Source organism: Microbacterium sp. NPDC058269 (assembly GCF_042881445.1).
Classification (GTDB): domain Bacteria; phylum Actinomycetota; class Actinomycetes; order Actinomycetales; family Microbacteriaceae; genus Microbacterium.
Map to the genome: position 1 here is coordinate 161,841 of NZ_JBHVXT010000004.1, position 14,748 is coordinate 176,588.

General features: G+C 69.5%; 13 protein-coding genes. 5 read left to right on the forward strand and 8 right to left on the reverse strand.

Annotated features, from left to right (window positions below):
* Position 1: 1 nt before the first annotated feature.
* From ACFVWL_RS17965 to ACFVWL_RS17975, 3 genes are read right to left on the reverse strand one after another with little or no spacing between them, the layout of a single operon-like run.
* Positions 2-616, reverse strand: coding sequence for a CYTH domain-containing protein (locus tag ACFVWL_RS17965; protein ID WP_387185740.1), 615 nt, complete (start codon positions 614-616; stop codon positions 2-4).
* Positions 609-821, reverse strand: a complete 213-nt coding sequence (locus tag ACFVWL_RS17970; RefSeq protein ID WP_387185743.1) for a response regulator — start codon at positions 819-821, stop codon at positions 609-611. Before ACFVWL_RS17970 ends, ACFVWL_RS17965 begins: the two co-directional genes overlap by 8 nt.
* A 49-nt stretch (positions 822-870) precedes the next feature.
* Positions 871-1,341 carry a prepilin peptidase gene (locus tag ACFVWL_RS17975; protein ID WP_387185746.1) on the reverse strand — a complete coding sequence of 157 codons (471 nt, stop codon included), beginning with the start codon at positions 1,339-1,341 and terminating at the stop codon, positions 871-873.
* A gap of 133 nt (positions 1,342-1,474) precedes the next feature.
* On the opposite strand from ACFVWL_RS17975, the gene ACFVWL_RS17980 reads away from it, so the two are divergent.
* From ACFVWL_RS17980 to ACFVWL_RS17990, 3 genes are read left to right on the forward strand one after another with little or no spacing between them, the layout of a single operon-like run.
* Positions 1,475-2,257: a hypothetical protein gene (locus ACFVWL_RS17980; protein ID WP_387185749.1), complete on the forward strand. Its 783-nt coding sequence runs from the start codon at positions 1,475-1,477 to the stop codon at positions 2,255-2,257.
* Positions 2,254-3,792, forward strand: coding sequence for a DNA polymerase Y family protein (locus tag ACFVWL_RS17985; protein WP_387185751.1), 1,539 nt, complete (start codon positions 2,254-2,256; stop codon positions 3,790-3,792). Before ACFVWL_RS17980 ends, ACFVWL_RS17985 begins: the two co-directional genes overlap by 4 nt.
* The gene (locus tag ACFVWL_RS17990; RefSeq protein WP_387185754.1) at positions 3,792-7,256 is read left to right on the forward strand and encodes an error-prone DNA polymerase; all 3,465 of its coding nucleotides are present in this window, start codon (positions 3,792-3,794) and stop codon (positions 7,254-7,256) included. Before ACFVWL_RS17985 ends, ACFVWL_RS17990 begins: the two co-directional genes overlap by 1 nt.
* Positions 7,257-7,288: 32 nt before the next feature.
* On the opposite strand, the gene ACFVWL_RS17995 is transcribed toward ACFVWL_RS17990, so the two are convergent.
* Positions 7,289-7,672 (reverse strand): hypothetical protein, encoded by a 384-nt coding sequence (locus tag ACFVWL_RS17995; RefSeq protein WP_387185757.1) that lies wholly within the window; start codon positions 7,670-7,672, stop codon positions 7,289-7,291.
* Positions 7,673-7,957: 285 nt separating this feature from the next.
* Entirely contained in the window at positions 7,958-8,332 is a 375-nt protein-coding gene (locus ACFVWL_RS18000; protein ID WP_387185760.1) for a DUF2255 family protein, read from the reverse strand.
* 347 nt (positions 8,333-8,679) lie between these two features.
* Between ACFVWL_RS18000 and helR the strand changes: the two genes are divergently transcribed.
* Entirely contained in the window at positions 8,680-10,812 is a 2,133-nt protein-coding gene (gene helR / locus ACFVWL_RS18005; RefSeq protein WP_387185763.1) for an RNA polymerase recycling motor ATPase HelR, read from the forward strand.
* A gap of 21 nt (positions 10,813-10,833) precedes the next feature.
* On the opposite strand, the gene ACFVWL_RS18010 is transcribed toward helR, so the two are convergent.
* Positions 10,834-11,502: a FadR/GntR family transcriptional regulator gene (locus tag ACFVWL_RS18010; protein ID WP_387185765.1), complete on the reverse strand. Its 669-nt coding sequence runs from the start codon at positions 11,500-11,502 to the stop codon at positions 10,834-10,836.
* Between the two features lie 276 nt (positions 11,503-11,778).
* Here ACFVWL_RS18010 and ACFVWL_RS18015 point away from each other — a divergent pair, with 276 nt between their 5' ends.
* Complete coding sequence (locus ACFVWL_RS18015) at positions 11,779-13,485, forward strand: 2-isopropylmalate synthase (protein ID WP_387185883.1); 1,707 nt, start codon at positions 11,779-11,781, stop codon at positions 13,483-13,485.
* A 33-nt stretch (positions 13,486-13,518) separates the two neighbouring features.
* Here ACFVWL_RS18015 and ACFVWL_RS18020 read toward each other — a convergent pair whose 3' ends face one another.
* Positions 13,519-14,103, reverse strand: coding sequence for an NADPH-dependent FMN reductase (locus ACFVWL_RS18020; protein ID WP_387185767.1), 585 nt, complete (start codon positions 14,101-14,103; stop codon positions 13,519-13,521).
* A 90-nt stretch (positions 14,104-14,193) separates the two neighbouring features.
* Complete coding sequence (locus ACFVWL_RS18025; RefSeq protein WP_387185770.1) at positions 14,194-14,736, reverse strand: hypothetical protein; 543 nt, start codon at positions 14,734-14,736, stop codon at positions 14,194-14,196.
* Positions 14,737-14,748 lie beyond the last annotated feature (12 nt).

Below are 14,748 nucleotides of genomic sequence, written 5' to 3' on the forward strand. Positions count from 1 at the left end.
CCTAGACGCCGAGCGCTCTGGCGAGCTTGGAGCCGGATGCCGATTCGCGGCCTCCGGCGGCCACGACCGCCCGCTCCACGGCGTCGAAGAACACGGCCCGCCCGGCATCGTCGGCCGGCGCCGCGGGCCCGAGTTCCATCTCCCACTCACGCCATTCGCGCCTCACGTTCCGGCGCAGGTCGGTCGCGCGCACCCGATCGTCGACGAACTCGGCCACCACCCCGTCCGAGCCGGTGAGCAGATAGGCGGTGCGGTCGTTCTCGATGCGGGCGAGCGGGGTGAGCGGCGCGGTCGTCCACTCGGAGACGGTCGCGGCGACGGCGGACGGAAGCGTGTCTCCGTCACCCAGAGGCCAGCCGAGTTCGAGTCGGCCGTCGCCCTGTCGCGGCCCCTTCACATGCCAACCCTCATCGGGTCCGCCGGTGCGACGACGCAGTGCCACTCCGGCACGAGAGAGCGTGCCGTCGGCCGTGTCGAAGTACTGGGCGTCCAAAGTGCGGACTTCTCCCGAGCTGACCGCGTCGACGCCGGGAATCGCCTCCCACCACGGCAACGGGGTCTCGAGGTCGACGTCGTACTTGCGCTCGACCTCGACCGTGCGGGACGGCTCAGTCATCGTCGAGCGTGAGGTCCTCGAGAGACTCTTCGAACCAGTAGTCGACCTCTGTGGGTCCGTCAGCGGCCCCGGTGTTCTGCGGTTCGCCACGGCGGTTGTACACCACCTGCGTCTCGCTGTAGGGGACGATCAGCTTGTCGTCCGCGTCGCCGAGAGGGATGATCTGCCCGTCGAGCGGGCCGCCGTGAAGTCGTGCGAGTGCCATGTGCTCAGGGTAGCGCCGTCGTCGCGGTATCGGTGCGAGGCAGGCGGATTCATCCGAGGGCGATCCCCAGAAGAGCGCCGGCGATCATCCAGGGGCCGAAAGCGATGCGGGTCGTGCCGTTCGCTCTGTGCAGCAGGATGAGCACGAGCGCGTAGAGCGCACCCAGCACGAAGGCCGCGGCCGCCCCGATCACGAACGCCTGCCAGCCGTGCCACCCCAGCACCAGGCCGATGACGGCGGCGAGCTTCACGTCTCCGCCGCCCATCCCCGCACGGCTGATCGCCCGCAGCACCGCATAGAAGCTGCCGAGGATCACCAGGCCGAGGAGGGCGCGGACGAACGACCTCCCCTGCCCTGCCGCCAGCGCATCGATCGCGACGAGCACGAGGAGAGAGCCGAGCGTCGGCAGCACGATCCGGTTCGGGAGGCGATGCGTGCGCGCGTCGACCACGACGAGCCATGCGGCGACGCCGATGAGTGCGGCGTGCACGAGCACGATGAGGGCGAACCGGATGTCCATCCCCGCAGATTAGGAGATCGGCGGACCTGGCTCCGACCTCCTGTGGACAACCCCTGGCCGATGTCTGATGTACGAACTATCGTCATTCCCACGGCTTGGTATATTAGAATATATCTTCGAGAAAGGACGCAGGGTGCTCGGGCTCGACGCAATCGCCTCGCTCTCTCCGGCGGGCGACTCCCGCGCGGGAGAAGTGCTGCGGCTGCGTCGCGAGATCAGCCGGATGCAAAGACGGCGCAGCGAACATGCTCTGCTCCCCCTCGACCCCGCCTTCGCCGCGCTCCTCCCGGAGGAGGGGTTGCAGACCGGCACCTCCTACACCGTCTCCCCCTCGCCGAGTCTCGTCCTCGCGCTGCTCAGCGCCGCATCGCAGAAGGGGCTGTGGTGCGCCGTCGTCGGCATGCCGACCCTCGGCGTCGAAGCCGCCGCCGCATTCGGCATCGACCTCGCCCGCCTGATCCTCGTCCCCACGCCCGGAGAACGCTGGCTCGCCGCGACCTCCGCCCTGGCCGAGGTCGTGCCCCTGATCGTCGTGGCCCCGGGCGGACGCGCACGAGACGCCGATGTCGCCCGGTTGAGCGCGCGCCTGCGCGATCGCGGGTGCACACTCCTGGTCACCGAGTCCCCCGGCGCCGAACGCTGGCCGCAGAGCGAGGGGACCCTACGCCTGCACGACCCGCACTGGCACGGCCTCGGCGCCGGCTGGGGACTGCTCTCCGACTGCACGGTCACGGTGACGGCCCAGACACGGCACAGCCCGCGACCGTCGAGCGTGCGCGTGCGGCTCCCCGGAGGACACGGCGCCGTCGAGACCGTCGGGGCCGAGCTCACCGCACTGCCCTCGCTCTCTCCGGAGACCGTCGTCGCGGGCGGATCCGCACCGCCGGAGCTCCTGCGATGGGCGGAAGCCGGATGAACAGTCCGCTCCGCGTTCTCGTGCTGTGGTTCCCCGATTGGCCGATGCGGGCCGCCCTCGGCAGCGCGCCCCCGCATCCGCCCACCGCGCTGGTACAGGCGAACACGATCGTCGCCTGCACTGCGTCAGCCAGAGAGCACGGTGTCCGCACCGGGCAGCGTCGCCGGGTCGCACAGGGGCACCTCTCCTCGTTGCAGGTGCTCCCCCACGACCCCGACCGGGACGAACGCGCCTTCCTGCCGGTGCTGCACCTGATCGAGAAGCACGCCCCCGGGGTCACGCTGCTGCGACCGGGACTCGCGATCCTCCGCGCCAGAGGCATCTCCCGCTATCACGGAGGGGAGGCGGAGGCGGCAGAGGCGCTCATTGCCGTCCTGTCCGAAGCAGGCTTCCCCGAAGTGCGCGTCGGTGTCGCCGACGGTCCTTTCACCGCCGAGATCGCCGCACGAGGCCCTGTTCCCTGCACGGTGGTGCCGCCAGGAGGGTCCCGGGAGTTCCTGGCGCCGTACCCGGTGCAGGTGCTGCGCGACGAGCAGATCGCCGGCCTCCTCATCCGGCTCGGAGTGCGCACGCTCGGCGAGTTCACCGCCCTCGCCCCGCTCGACGTGCGCGACCGCTTCGGCGAGCACGGCGCACGGCTGCACGCGCTCGCCGCTGGTGCCGACTCCCGCCCGCTGACGCCGCGGCCGCCCGACCCTGAGCTGGTGCGGAGCATCGAGTTCGACTCCCCGCTGGGAGGAACGGATCAGGTGGCCTTCGCGGTGCGCCAGACGGCGGATGCGGTGATGCTCGCCCTCGGCGACGCCTCGCTCGTCTGCACGGAGGTGCGGATCGACCTGACCGACGACAACGGGGTGGTCTTCTCCCGATCCTGGCTGCATCCGACCTGCTTCGACGCCTCCGACCTCGTCGACCGGGTGCGCTGGCAGCTGGAGGCCCTCGCCGCACGGTCCGCGAAGGATCCGGTCGACGAAGCCCGGGCGTTCGGCGGCATCGTGGCGGTGCGCATCGTCCCTGCCGCCGTCGACGATGCCGCGCACCACCAGCCTGGCCTCTTCGGATCCGGCACCGATGAGCGCCTGCACCATGCGGTCTCGCGCGTGCAGACCATGCTCGGTCACCAGGGCGTGGTCACAGCTGCGGTGGCGGGCGGACGCTGGCTCGCCGATCGCCAGGTGCTCACGCCCTGGGGAGAACGCACGGTGCCCCCGCGCGACCCCGGATCCCCGTGGCCGGGGAGTCTCCCCGACCCGCTTCCCGCCGAGGTGTTCCTGCCCCCGCGCCCCATCGGAGTGCTCGACGCGGATGAGAGCACCATCACCGTCGATGAGCGCGGGGCTCTCTCGAGCCACCCAGCCCGCATCGACGGGGCCGCCGTCCAGGCCTGGGCCGGTCCCTGGCCGGTGCATGAGAGGCGCTGGACCTCCGGCGGCGGGAAGCGCGGATACCGACTGCAGATCATCGACGACCACGACCGCGCGTGGCTGGTCTTCCACACCGGCGAGCGCTGGTGGGCCGAGGGGAGGTATCGCTGATGGGCTGGCACAACCCACCCCTGTCCTGGAACGATCTGGAACGCACCCTCAGCGGGGAGGAGCCACCCCCACCCCCTCCCGGCGTCGAACCTCGAGGGCAGCGGACGGATCCGGGACCGGTGAGTCATCGCCGCAAGCGCACTCCCCCCGTCGCCGTCTCCCGCCCCGAAGACGCCGTCCCCTACGCCGAGCTGCACGCCCATTCGTCGTACTCGTTCCTCGACGGCGCCTCCTCCCCTGAAGAGCTGCTCGCCGAAGCTGACCGCCTCGGGCTGACCGCCCTCGCCCTCACCGACCACGACGGCTTCTACGGTGCCGCACGCTTCGCCGAGGTGGCGGATCTCATGGAGAGCCCGCTGCAGACGGTGTTCGGCGCCGAGCTCTCGCTCGACCTGCCTGCACCGCAGCGGGGTTCGGCCGATCCCGCCGGCGAGCATCTGCTGGTCATCGCCCGGGGCATGGAGGGATACCACCGCCTGTCGGGGGCGATCACGGCGGCGCAGCTGCGCGGTGGTGAGAAGGGACGCCCGGTGTACGACCTCGATGACCTCGGTGCACGAGCGGGCGGACACTGGACGATCCTGACCGGATGCCGCAAAGGAGCCGTGCGTCGCGGGCTCGAGGCGGGAGATGCGGCCACCCCGCTGCGGTCGCTCGTCGATCTGTTCGGGAGCGACCACGTCGCCGTCGAGCTCTTCGATCACGGAGATCCCCTCGACACCCGGCGCAACGATGCCCTCGCCGACCTCGCGCGTCGGATGCGGCTGCCGGTGGTCGCGACCAACAACGTGCACTATGCCACCCCTGCGCAGGCGCCCCTCGCCGAGGCCGTGGCCGCGGTCCGCGCGGTGCGCAGCATGGACGAGCTCGACGGCTGGCTGCCCGCACACGGCGGGGCGCATCTGCGTAGCGGCGCCGAGATGTCCGCACGCTTCCAGCGCTACCCCGGAGCGATCTCGCACGGGCTCGAGCTGGCCGCCGCATCCGCCTTCCCGCTGCGGCTCGCCCGACCGGCACTGCCGCAGCAGAAAGTGCCGGAGGGACACACCCCGATGACCTGGCTGCGTCACCTGGTGTGGGAAGCCGTGCCGGCGAAGTATCCGCGCCTGGACGATGACGGCCGCCGCCGGATCGCACGCGAGCTCGATGTGATCGAGGAGAAGGACTTCCCGGGGTACTTCCTGATCGTGCACGGCATCGTCGCCGAGGCGCGCAGACGCGGCATCCTCTGCCAGGGTCGGGGGTCGGCCGCGGCGAGCGCCGTCTGCTACCTGCTGGGGATCACCGCCGTCGACCCGATCCTCTACCGCCTGCCCTTCGAGAGGTTCCTGGCCACCACGCGGACGGAGGAGCCCGACATCGACGTGGACTTCGATTCCGACCGCCGCGAGGAGATCATCCAGTGGGTGTACGCGGAGTACGGCAGGGAACGGGCAGCGCAGGTGGCGAACGTCATCCAGTACCGCCCGAAGAACGCGGTGCGCGACATGGCGAGGGCGCTCGGACACTCCCCCGGCCAGCAGGACGCGTGGTCGCGCCAGGTCGACGGCTGGGGCGCAGGACTGGAACCCGCCGAGGGGCACGACATCCCCGAGAACGTGCTCGCCTACGCCGGTGAGCTGCTGAAGGCGCCACGTCATCTCGGCATCCACTCCGGCGGCATGGTGCTCACCGCCCGCCCGGTCGGGGAGGTCGTGCCCGTGGAGCACGCTCGCATGGAGAACCGCACGGTCATCCAATGGGACAAGGACGACTCCGCCTTCATGGGACTGGTGAAGTTCGATCTGCTGGGACTCGGGATGCTCGCCGCCCTCCAGCACTGCTTCGACCTGATCCGGGAGACCACCGGCGAGGAGTGGACGCTCGAGAGCATCCCCAAGGAGGAGCCGGCCGTCTACGACATGCTCTGCCGCGCGGACTCCATCGGGGTCTTCCAGGTGGAGTCCCGCGCGCAGATCGGGCTGCTCCCCCGCCTGCAGCCGCGGAGCTTCTACGACCTCGCCATCCAGATCGCGCTCATCCGTCCTGGGCCGATCCAGGGCGGGGCGGTGCATCCGTTCGTTCGGCGCAAGATGGCGAAGGACCGTGTCGACGAGGAGAACCGGGAGCGGGCGACTCGCGGTCAGGACCCGGTGGAGTTCACGATCCCCTACCCGCACAGCGATCTGGAGGACATCCTGAAGCGCACGCTGGGGATTCCGATCTTCCAGGAGCAGCTCATCCAGATGGCGACGGCGATCGGCGACTGCACCGCCGATGAGGCCGATCTGCTGCGCCGCGCCATGGGCTCCAAGCGCGGCCTGGAGAAGATCGAGAAGGTCAGGGACAAGCTGTACGCGGGCATGGCCAGGCGCGGTCTCGTCGACGAGGCAGCCGATCGCATCTACGCGCAGATCCAGGCGTTCTCGAACTTCGGGTTCGCCGAGTCGCACTCCCTGTCGTTCGCGCTGCTCGTCTACGCCAGCTCCTGGGTGAAGCTGCACTACCCCGCCGCGTTCCTCGCAGGTCTCCTGCGCTCGCAGCCGATGGGCTTCTACTCCGCGGCGACGCTCACTGCGGATGCACGGCGGCATGGGGTCGAGGTCCGACGCCCCGACCTGCATGTCTCGGGGGCGGCGGAGACTCTGGAGCCGTCGGCCGACGGTGTGCCGAGAAGGCCGACGGGCCGGGACGACTGCCTCGCCGACCCGCAGCCGCCCACGCTCCGCTTCGACAGAGATGCGCCCGATGTCTCAGAGGCGCACCGCAGGGACGGGAGGTTCGCGGTGCGGCTGGGCCTCAGCGATATCCGCGGGATCGGCATGCCTCTGGCGGAGCGGATCGTCGTCGAACGCGACGCGAACGGCCGGTACCGGGATCTGAACGACCTGGTGCGGCGGACGGATGCCACCGCCGCACAGCTGGAGGCGCTCGCCACTGCCGGTGCCTTCGACTGCCTGGGCCTGGAGCGCCGAGAGGCCATCTGGATGGCGGGTGCCGCAGCGGACGACCGCTCCAGGTTCCTCCCGGGGACGACGGTCGCCGTGCAACCGCCGCTGTTCGCCGATCAGACCAGTTACGAGCGCCTCTCCGCGGATCTGTGGGCGACCGGGGTATCGACCGACGATCATCCGATGGCCCACTTCCGCGAAGAGCTGCGCGCCCGCGGTGTGCTGACCGCGGTCGACCTGCAGGGACACGAGGTCGGTCGGCGCATCGAGGTCGCAGGTCTCGTCACCCATCGTCAGCGACCGGCGACGGCCGCCGGGATCACCTTCGTGAACCTCGAGGATGAGAGCGGCCTGGTGAACATCGTCTGCTCGGCCGGCGTCTGGAACCGCTACCGCCGCGTCGCGCGGGATTCACCCGCACTCATCATCCGCGGCATCCTGGAGAGATCCGCAGAGGGCGTGATCAACGTGCTCGCCGACGGGTTCGAGGATCTGCGCACCGGTCTCACGCATCGCTCCAGGGACTTCCGTTGAGGACGGCCGCCCGATTCACCAAGCGCTGAGATTCACCAGAAGCGCTCGGACTCCTCCACCGGGGGACGATCGGCTCCACCCCACCGGTCGGCTTCGGCCTTCGCAGCGTCGGCGGCGGCGTCGGCTTCGCGGAGAGCGACCTTGGCTCCGGTCGGGCCGGGGCCGATGGGGTCGACGAGCAGCGACGTGTGCGCGCCTGCCTCGCCGATGGTCACCGTGCACCTCAGGACGCGCCCGATCCAGCGGGAGAAGTCGCCGCTCGGGTCTTCTGCGCGTCGGTAGCGGATGCCGGTGTCGAGGTCGACGAGGGCGAGGACCACCGGTTCATCGGTGAGCGGATCGACCTGCTCCGTCACCTCGATGCGGTGGCCGTGAGCAATGGCGACCTGAGCGGTGAGCACGAGCAGTCTGTCCATGAGTCCACCCTAGAGAAGCCCGTCGGGAAGACAACAGGGAGTCCGCTCGGGTAACATTCGTAAATTTCTTTGTCCCCCAAATGGCGGACAAGACGATTAAGCGATATTCTGCTCACGTAGCGGGGGCTACGAGGCTGATGAGCTGGGGAATCAGTCGTGAGCGCAGCGAGATCTTCGCCGCCTCCCCTACCGTCCGGGAAGGGCGGTGAGCCCTCTCGACGACACCGTCTGGGGCGGGTCATCGAGAGGGCCAATCTCCCCGGTCCGCCTGCACAGGCCGCGCGCTCAGCCGAGCGGGATGACCTCGAGCGTGTTCGAGCGCACCGGCTCCTGGCCCATCTCCGGCGCGTACGGGCTCGGCGTGTACTTGCGGAGGTACTCGGCGTCGATCGCGGCGTTGATCGCCTCGTCGGTGATCCGCTCGAACCGGACGTCCTTCGTGACACCACCCGCCGAGACCCGACCACGCAGGCTGGCCAGGGCCGGGGCGTACCACTTGCCCTCGAGGCCCGTGTAGGAGCGGACGAACAGGCGGCCGTCGACCGCCACCGCCCAGATCCCCACGGTCTTGGGCATCGTCCCATCCTCGAGCTGCGCGGAGAGATCGAACATCTCCGGCTCGGCGATGCGGGTGAGCTCCTCGGTGCTCCAGGTCGTCATGGTGGTCTCCCTCTTCGTCATGCGATCATGCGGCGACGGGATCGCGCGGCGCGGCCGGCGTCGACCCCACTGGTCGTCAACCGGGGCGGGCACGAGCGAATTCCCGTGCGCAGGCCCGGACAGGACGACTCCGGGCGAGACTGCTCCAGGCGAGACGCGACGCGTGCAGGTCGATCGCGCGGCGCACCCGGTCGGGAACGCCACCTGCGCCGTGCGGGCGGCGGAGACCGGATGCCCCCTTTGCATTTCCAGGATATCTCCGGCATGGGGGCTTGCCGCAAGGCCCCCCTCGTGGGGCAGAATCGACCCTCGCTCACGCGATCCGCGCGCATGCACGAAGGAGATCCATGCCCCTCGATCCTTTCCACCTGCCCGAGAACCTCCGCGCGAAGGACACGCCGGAGCTCCTCGATGCCGACCGCGCCCGACTGCTGCGCATCGCCGCCACGCTGGAGGATCAGCGCGCGGAAGTCGCATCCCGCCTCGACGAGATGCGTGGTCGGCACGCCGGGTTCGGCGACAGCGCCGTGGACCGCGACCTGGAGATCCGCCGCCTGAGTGGACAGCTCCGCGTGCTCGATCGCTACGGCGTCGACGTCTGCCTCGGCCGGATGACCCCGGAAGACGGCGAACCGATGTACATCGGCCGTACCGGGCTGGCCGCTGCCGACGGAACCCGGCTCCTCATCGATTGGCGGACCCCTGCGGCGGAGCCGTACTTCGCCGCGACCATGGAGGATCCGCGCGGCCTCATCTCCCGAAGACGGTACCGCTGGACCGATGGACGCATCAGCGACTACTGGGATGAGGCACTGGCAGACGCGGGATTCGACGGTGCGGCCTCCCTCGACGATCAGTCCGCCTTCATCGCCAGTCTCGACACCCACCGCACGTCGAGGATGCGTGATGTGCTCGCGACGATCCAGGCCGACCAGGACGCGATCATCCGCGCGTCATCCCCCGGCGCGCTCGTCGTGGACGGCGGCCCGGGCACGGGCAAGACGGTCGTGGCGCTGCACCGCGCCGCGCACCTGCTGTATGCGGAGCCGCGGCTCACGCAGAGCGCGGGCGGCATGCTTCTCGTCGGTCCTCACGCGCCCTACCTCGCGTACGTCGACGACGTGCTGCCGAGCCTCGGGGAGGACACCGTGCGGCTGTCGACCCTGCGTGATCTGGTGCCAGAGGGAGCGTCGGCGGTCGACGAGGAGAATCCGCAGAGGGCGGTGCTGAAGGCCGTGCTCGATCCCGTCGCGATGCTCGAAACGGCCGCGAAGTGGTTCGAGCGGCCACCGCAGCACGCCATGCGTCTCGAGTCGCCATGGGCCGACCTCTGGATGAGTCGCGAGGAATGGGCGGAGCTGTTCTCCGGCGCCGACCCTGCTGCCTCGCACAACGAGGCGCGCGACGAGGTGTGGGAGGAGGCCCTCGAGCTGCTGACCGACCAAGTCCACGATGACGACGCGCCACCCCACATCGTCCGACGGTGGCTGCGCCAGGACGAGGAGCTGACAGGCACGTTCGTGCGCGCCTGGCCGTTGCTGTCGCCGACAACGGTGGTGGCTCGACTGTGGAGCTCACCCGAATTCCTAGGGCGCTGCGCACCGGAGCTCTCCCCCGGAGAGATCCTGCTCCTGCAGCGCGAGGAACCCGAGGCGTGGACCGTCGCCGACCTGCCGTTCCTGGACGCCGCACGCCGACGCATCGGCGACCCGGACGCCGTGCGCGAGGAGCACCGGCGTCAGGCCGTGATCTCTTCGGCGCAGGAGCAGATCTCCCATGTGGTGGATCACCTGATCGAAGACGACGACAGCGAGATGAAGGTCATGTCCATCCTGCGCGGACAGGATGCGAGGAACGTGCTTCTCGGTGTCGACGCCCCACCCCCGATGGCGCCGGATGAGCTGGCGGGGCCGTTCGGACACATCGTGGTCGATGAGGCGCAGGAGCTCACGGATGCCGAGTGGCGGATGCTCCTCGCCCGCTGCCCCTCGCACAGCTTCACGATCGTCGGTGATCGCGCGCAGGCACGGCACGGGTTCACGGAGAGCTGGGATTCACGACTCTCCCGTATCGGCCTCCGTGATGTCCGGATCGCGCACCTGAACGTGAACTACCGGACACCGACCGAGGTGATGGCGGCAGCGGCACCCGAGATTCTCGCGGCTATCCCGGACGCGAAGGTGCCGACCTCGGTGCGCGAGAGCGGAACGCCGGTGCGATTCGATGCCGCCGCTTCGCTTCCCCATCTGCTGAGCACCTGGCTGGATGCGCATCCCGACGGCGTCGCGTGCGTGATCGGCGCCCCCGGGTTCGCCCCGACCGCACGCGTGCGGTCGCTGACCCCCGAGGGATCGAAGGGGCTGGAATTCGATCTGGTCGTCCTCGTGCGTCCAGAGCAGTTCGGCGACGACGTCACCGGCGCCGTGGATCGCTACGTGTCGATGACCCGGTCGACGCAGGAGCTCGTCGTGCTCCGGTGACGTGGGGCTCCGACAGCCGCGTCACGCCAGAGCGTCACGCAGGGCGAGGAGATGAGCGCGGCTGCGCGCTGCGGCGGCGCCCTCATCGCGGCCGGCGATCGCTTGCACCTGGTCGGCGTGGGCGTCGTGATCGGCATCGTCTCCGAATTCGCGCCGGATGCGGAGCATCTCGACCATGGCTTCGCGCAACCGCGGGGTGAAGCTGTCGAACAGATCGAGGAGAACCGGGTTGTGCGCAGCGGCGACCACCGTCCGATGGAACGTGGTGTCGGCATCGACGTGGCTCTCGATGTCGGAGCGGTGCGCGGCGCGGTCGGCCAGCGCGCGCCGGATGCGGCGCAGATCGGCGGGGGTGCGTCGAACGGCGGCGAGCGCGGCGGCTTCGGTCTCGATCGCGATGCGCGCCTCGATCACCGCGAGGATGCCGGCCCTGCGCAGGACCGCGTCCCAGTCCTCCGGGGCATCGAGAGCCGTCACGAACACTCCTGCACCCTGCCGCGAGGCCAATACTCCGCGCCCGGCGAGCTGGCGGATCGCCTCGCGAACGGTGGAACGGCCGACGCCGAGCTGCGGGGCGAGCGTCGTCTCGCCGGGGAGCTTCTCCCCCAGGGCCCATTCTCCGGCGCGGACCCTTTCCAGCAGCAGTTCCGCGGCCTGATCCGCCAGAGGTGCACGTCTCACCTGCGCCATACGTCGCCTCCGATGTCGTTCACGCTCCTCTCGTCTACTTGTCTGAGGAGTTGTGTTACAGTCTAGCCATGTTCTCGTCAGAGCACCTTCTTCTTCGCCGCCACGGCGGGGCGTAGCCGGACCGGCTCCCCGTCGTGGGGTCGAACGTGTGCCGGTCGCCACGCTCGAAGAAGGACACGCACCATCATGGCCACGACATCCTCCACACGCCCGACCACCCCCTCCGGCCCCGTACCTGACCAGGCGCCGTCCTGGAACCGACAGCGGCACTCCTCGATGCCGTCGCACCGCTACCGCGACGTCTACTCCCTGGTCGAAGTTCCGTTGACCGAGCGGGACTGGCCCACGCGCCGCCTGACTGCGGCACCGCTGTGGGTGCCCGTCGATCTGCGCGACGGCAACCAGGCCCTCGCCGAGCCGATGGATCCCGCCCGGAAGCGGCGCTTCTTCGAGCTGATGGTGTCGATGGGCTACAAGGAGATCGAAGTCGGATATCCCTCGGCGTCGCAGACCGACTACGACTTCGTGAGGCTGATCGCCGAGAGCGACATCGCCCCCGAGGATGTGACGATCGTGGTGTTCACTCCCGCGCGCCGCGATCTCATCGAGCGCACGGTCGCCTCCATCCGGGGCATCGCGAATCCGGTCGTGATCCACATGTACACCGCGACCGCCCCGACCTGGCGCGACATGGTGCTCGGCTACGGGACCGAAGACCTGAAACAGCTCATCCTGGCCGGCGGGCGCGATGTGTGGGAGTTCGCCGGGCACCTGCCGAACGTGCGGTTCGAGTTCTCCCCCGAGGTGTTCAACCTGACCGAGCCCGACTACGTGATCGACATCTGCGATGCCATGACCGAGCTGTGGCAGGCCACTCCCGAGCGTCCGGTGATCCTGAACCTCCCGGCCACGGTCGAGGTCGCCACCCCGAACGTGTACGCCGACCAGATCGAGTACATGCACAAGAACCTCGCCCGCCGCGATGCCGTGATCCTCTCGGTGCACCCCCACAACGACCGCGGCACGGGCATCGCCTGCGCCGAGCTCGCGGTGCTCGCCGGAGCGCAGCGGGTCGAAGGGTGCATCTTCGGAAACGGCGAACGCACCGGCAACGTCGACATCGCGACGCTCGCTCTGAATCTGCACGCGCAGGGCGTCGACCCGATGATCGACTTCTCGGACATCGACGGGATCCGCCGCACGGTCGAGTACTGCAACCGGATCGAGGTGCACGCCCGCCACCCCTACGTCGGCGACCTGGTGCACACGGCGTTCAGCGGCACGCACCAGGACGCGATCAAGAAGGGCTTCGCCGAGCATCGCGCCCGCGCTTCGGCCGAAGGACGCACGGAACGGGAGATCGAGTGGCGGGTCCCCTACTTGCCGATCGACCCCGCCGACATCGGGCGCGACTACGACGCGGTGATCCGGGTGAACTCGCAGTCGGGCAAGGGCGGCATCGCCTACCTGCTCGAGACCGAGTACGGGATCGAGCTGCCTCGTCGCCTGCAGATCGACTTCGCCCGGTACGTGCAGCGGCATACGGACACGACCGGCGCCGAGGTCACGGCAGCCGAGCTGCGCCAGGTCTTCGAGGAGGCCTACCTCCCCGCGGACACCGACGCCGACCCCGCCCGTGTCGCGCTCGTCTCATACGACATCGCTGAGGGTGGCGTGGAGTCCCGCACACAGATCATCCTGCGCATCGACGGGTTCGAGCACACGGCCACCCATGCAGGAGGTGGTCCCGTCGAGGCCCTCACCGCGACGCTCGAGACCCACGGGGTCCGGGTCGACGTCGTGAGCCTGCACCAGACCAGCCTGGGATCCGGCGACGACAGCGACGCGCTCACACTTCTGGAGCACCGCACGGAAGACGGTGCGGCTTGGACGGCTGGCCGGGGGCGTTCTGTCCTCTCCGCGAGCCTGTCCGCGGTGATCACGGCGGCGAACCGCACACGGGCAGGTGGCACCGAGGGCTGAACGGTACCGCTGAACGCCGAGCCGCCCCGCCCGCTACTCCGGGTCGCCGACGTGGCCCGGAGCGGTCAGAGAGAGCACACGCTCGACGAAGGCGGCGTACTCCTCCATGTAGTGCTCCAGGAACTTCTTCGTGCTCTCGTCCTCGACCGAACCTTCGGCACCGAACATCTCGGGCCGATACGTCAGGTAGGCCTCGGGGGCGTTGAGCTGCGGCGCATTGAGGAAGCTCAGCACGCTGCGCATCGACGACTGCATGACGGCGGTGCCGATGGCGCCGGTGGAGGCGCCGATGATGCCTGTGGGCTTGCGGGCGAAGGAGTTGTGGCCCCACGGGCGCGAGCCCCAGTCGATCGCGTTCTTCAACGCGCCGGGAATCGAGCGGTTGTACTCGGGCGAGACGATCAGCAGTCCCTCCGCATGTTCCACCGCCTGCTTGAACGCGGTGACGGCGGCGACCGGATCGAGCTCGTCGTCACGGTTGTACAGCGGCAGTTCGCGAATGGGGATCTCGAACATCTCGAGGCTGGGCGGTGCCAGCTTCACGAGAGCGGTCGCGACGACGCGGTTGATCGAGTCGTGGGCGAGGCTTCCGATGAGGTAGCCGATCCGGTGGGTCATGCGGATTCTCCCTTGTTCGTTCGGCCTTGTTCGTTCGCGTTCAGGATAGCCCTGCACCCGTGTGCGGCAAGCCCGTGCGGGCCCCCGGACTCAGTGCACGAGGGCTTTGAGCACCACGAAGACGAGCCCGAACGACGCGGTTCCCAGAGCCCCGAGAATGCGCGTGAGGAGGGGGCTGCCTCGACGAAGGAATGCCACGTAGCCGAGGAACGCGAGGATGACGACGCCCGACCAGAGTGCGAGATCGTTCGCGAGCCCGTCGGGCATGACCCGGGTCGTGCCCGCCAGCAGGAACACCGCCGGAACCGTCGCGGAGCTGAGCATGCCCAGGGAGTGCTTCACCGACGCCGCGAACGCCGCTCGCACGCCGACGGCTTCGCCCTGTTCCCGTTCATCGCGGTCGCTGACCCTGGCCACGGTGCCGGCATAGACGTGCGCACCCCAGAACACCAGCACGGTCACGGCGACGGTCACCAGCACGACCAGCGACGTCTCCCCGTGCGCCGAGGACACCGCCACCAGACCGCTGACGAGAATCGTGCCGTAGACGGCGGCCTCCGTGCCGAACCCGGATCGCAATGCCCTGTGCACACGCAGGATCCCGTCGTCCGCAGCCGTTCTCCGCCTGTTCATCCCGCTGCTGCT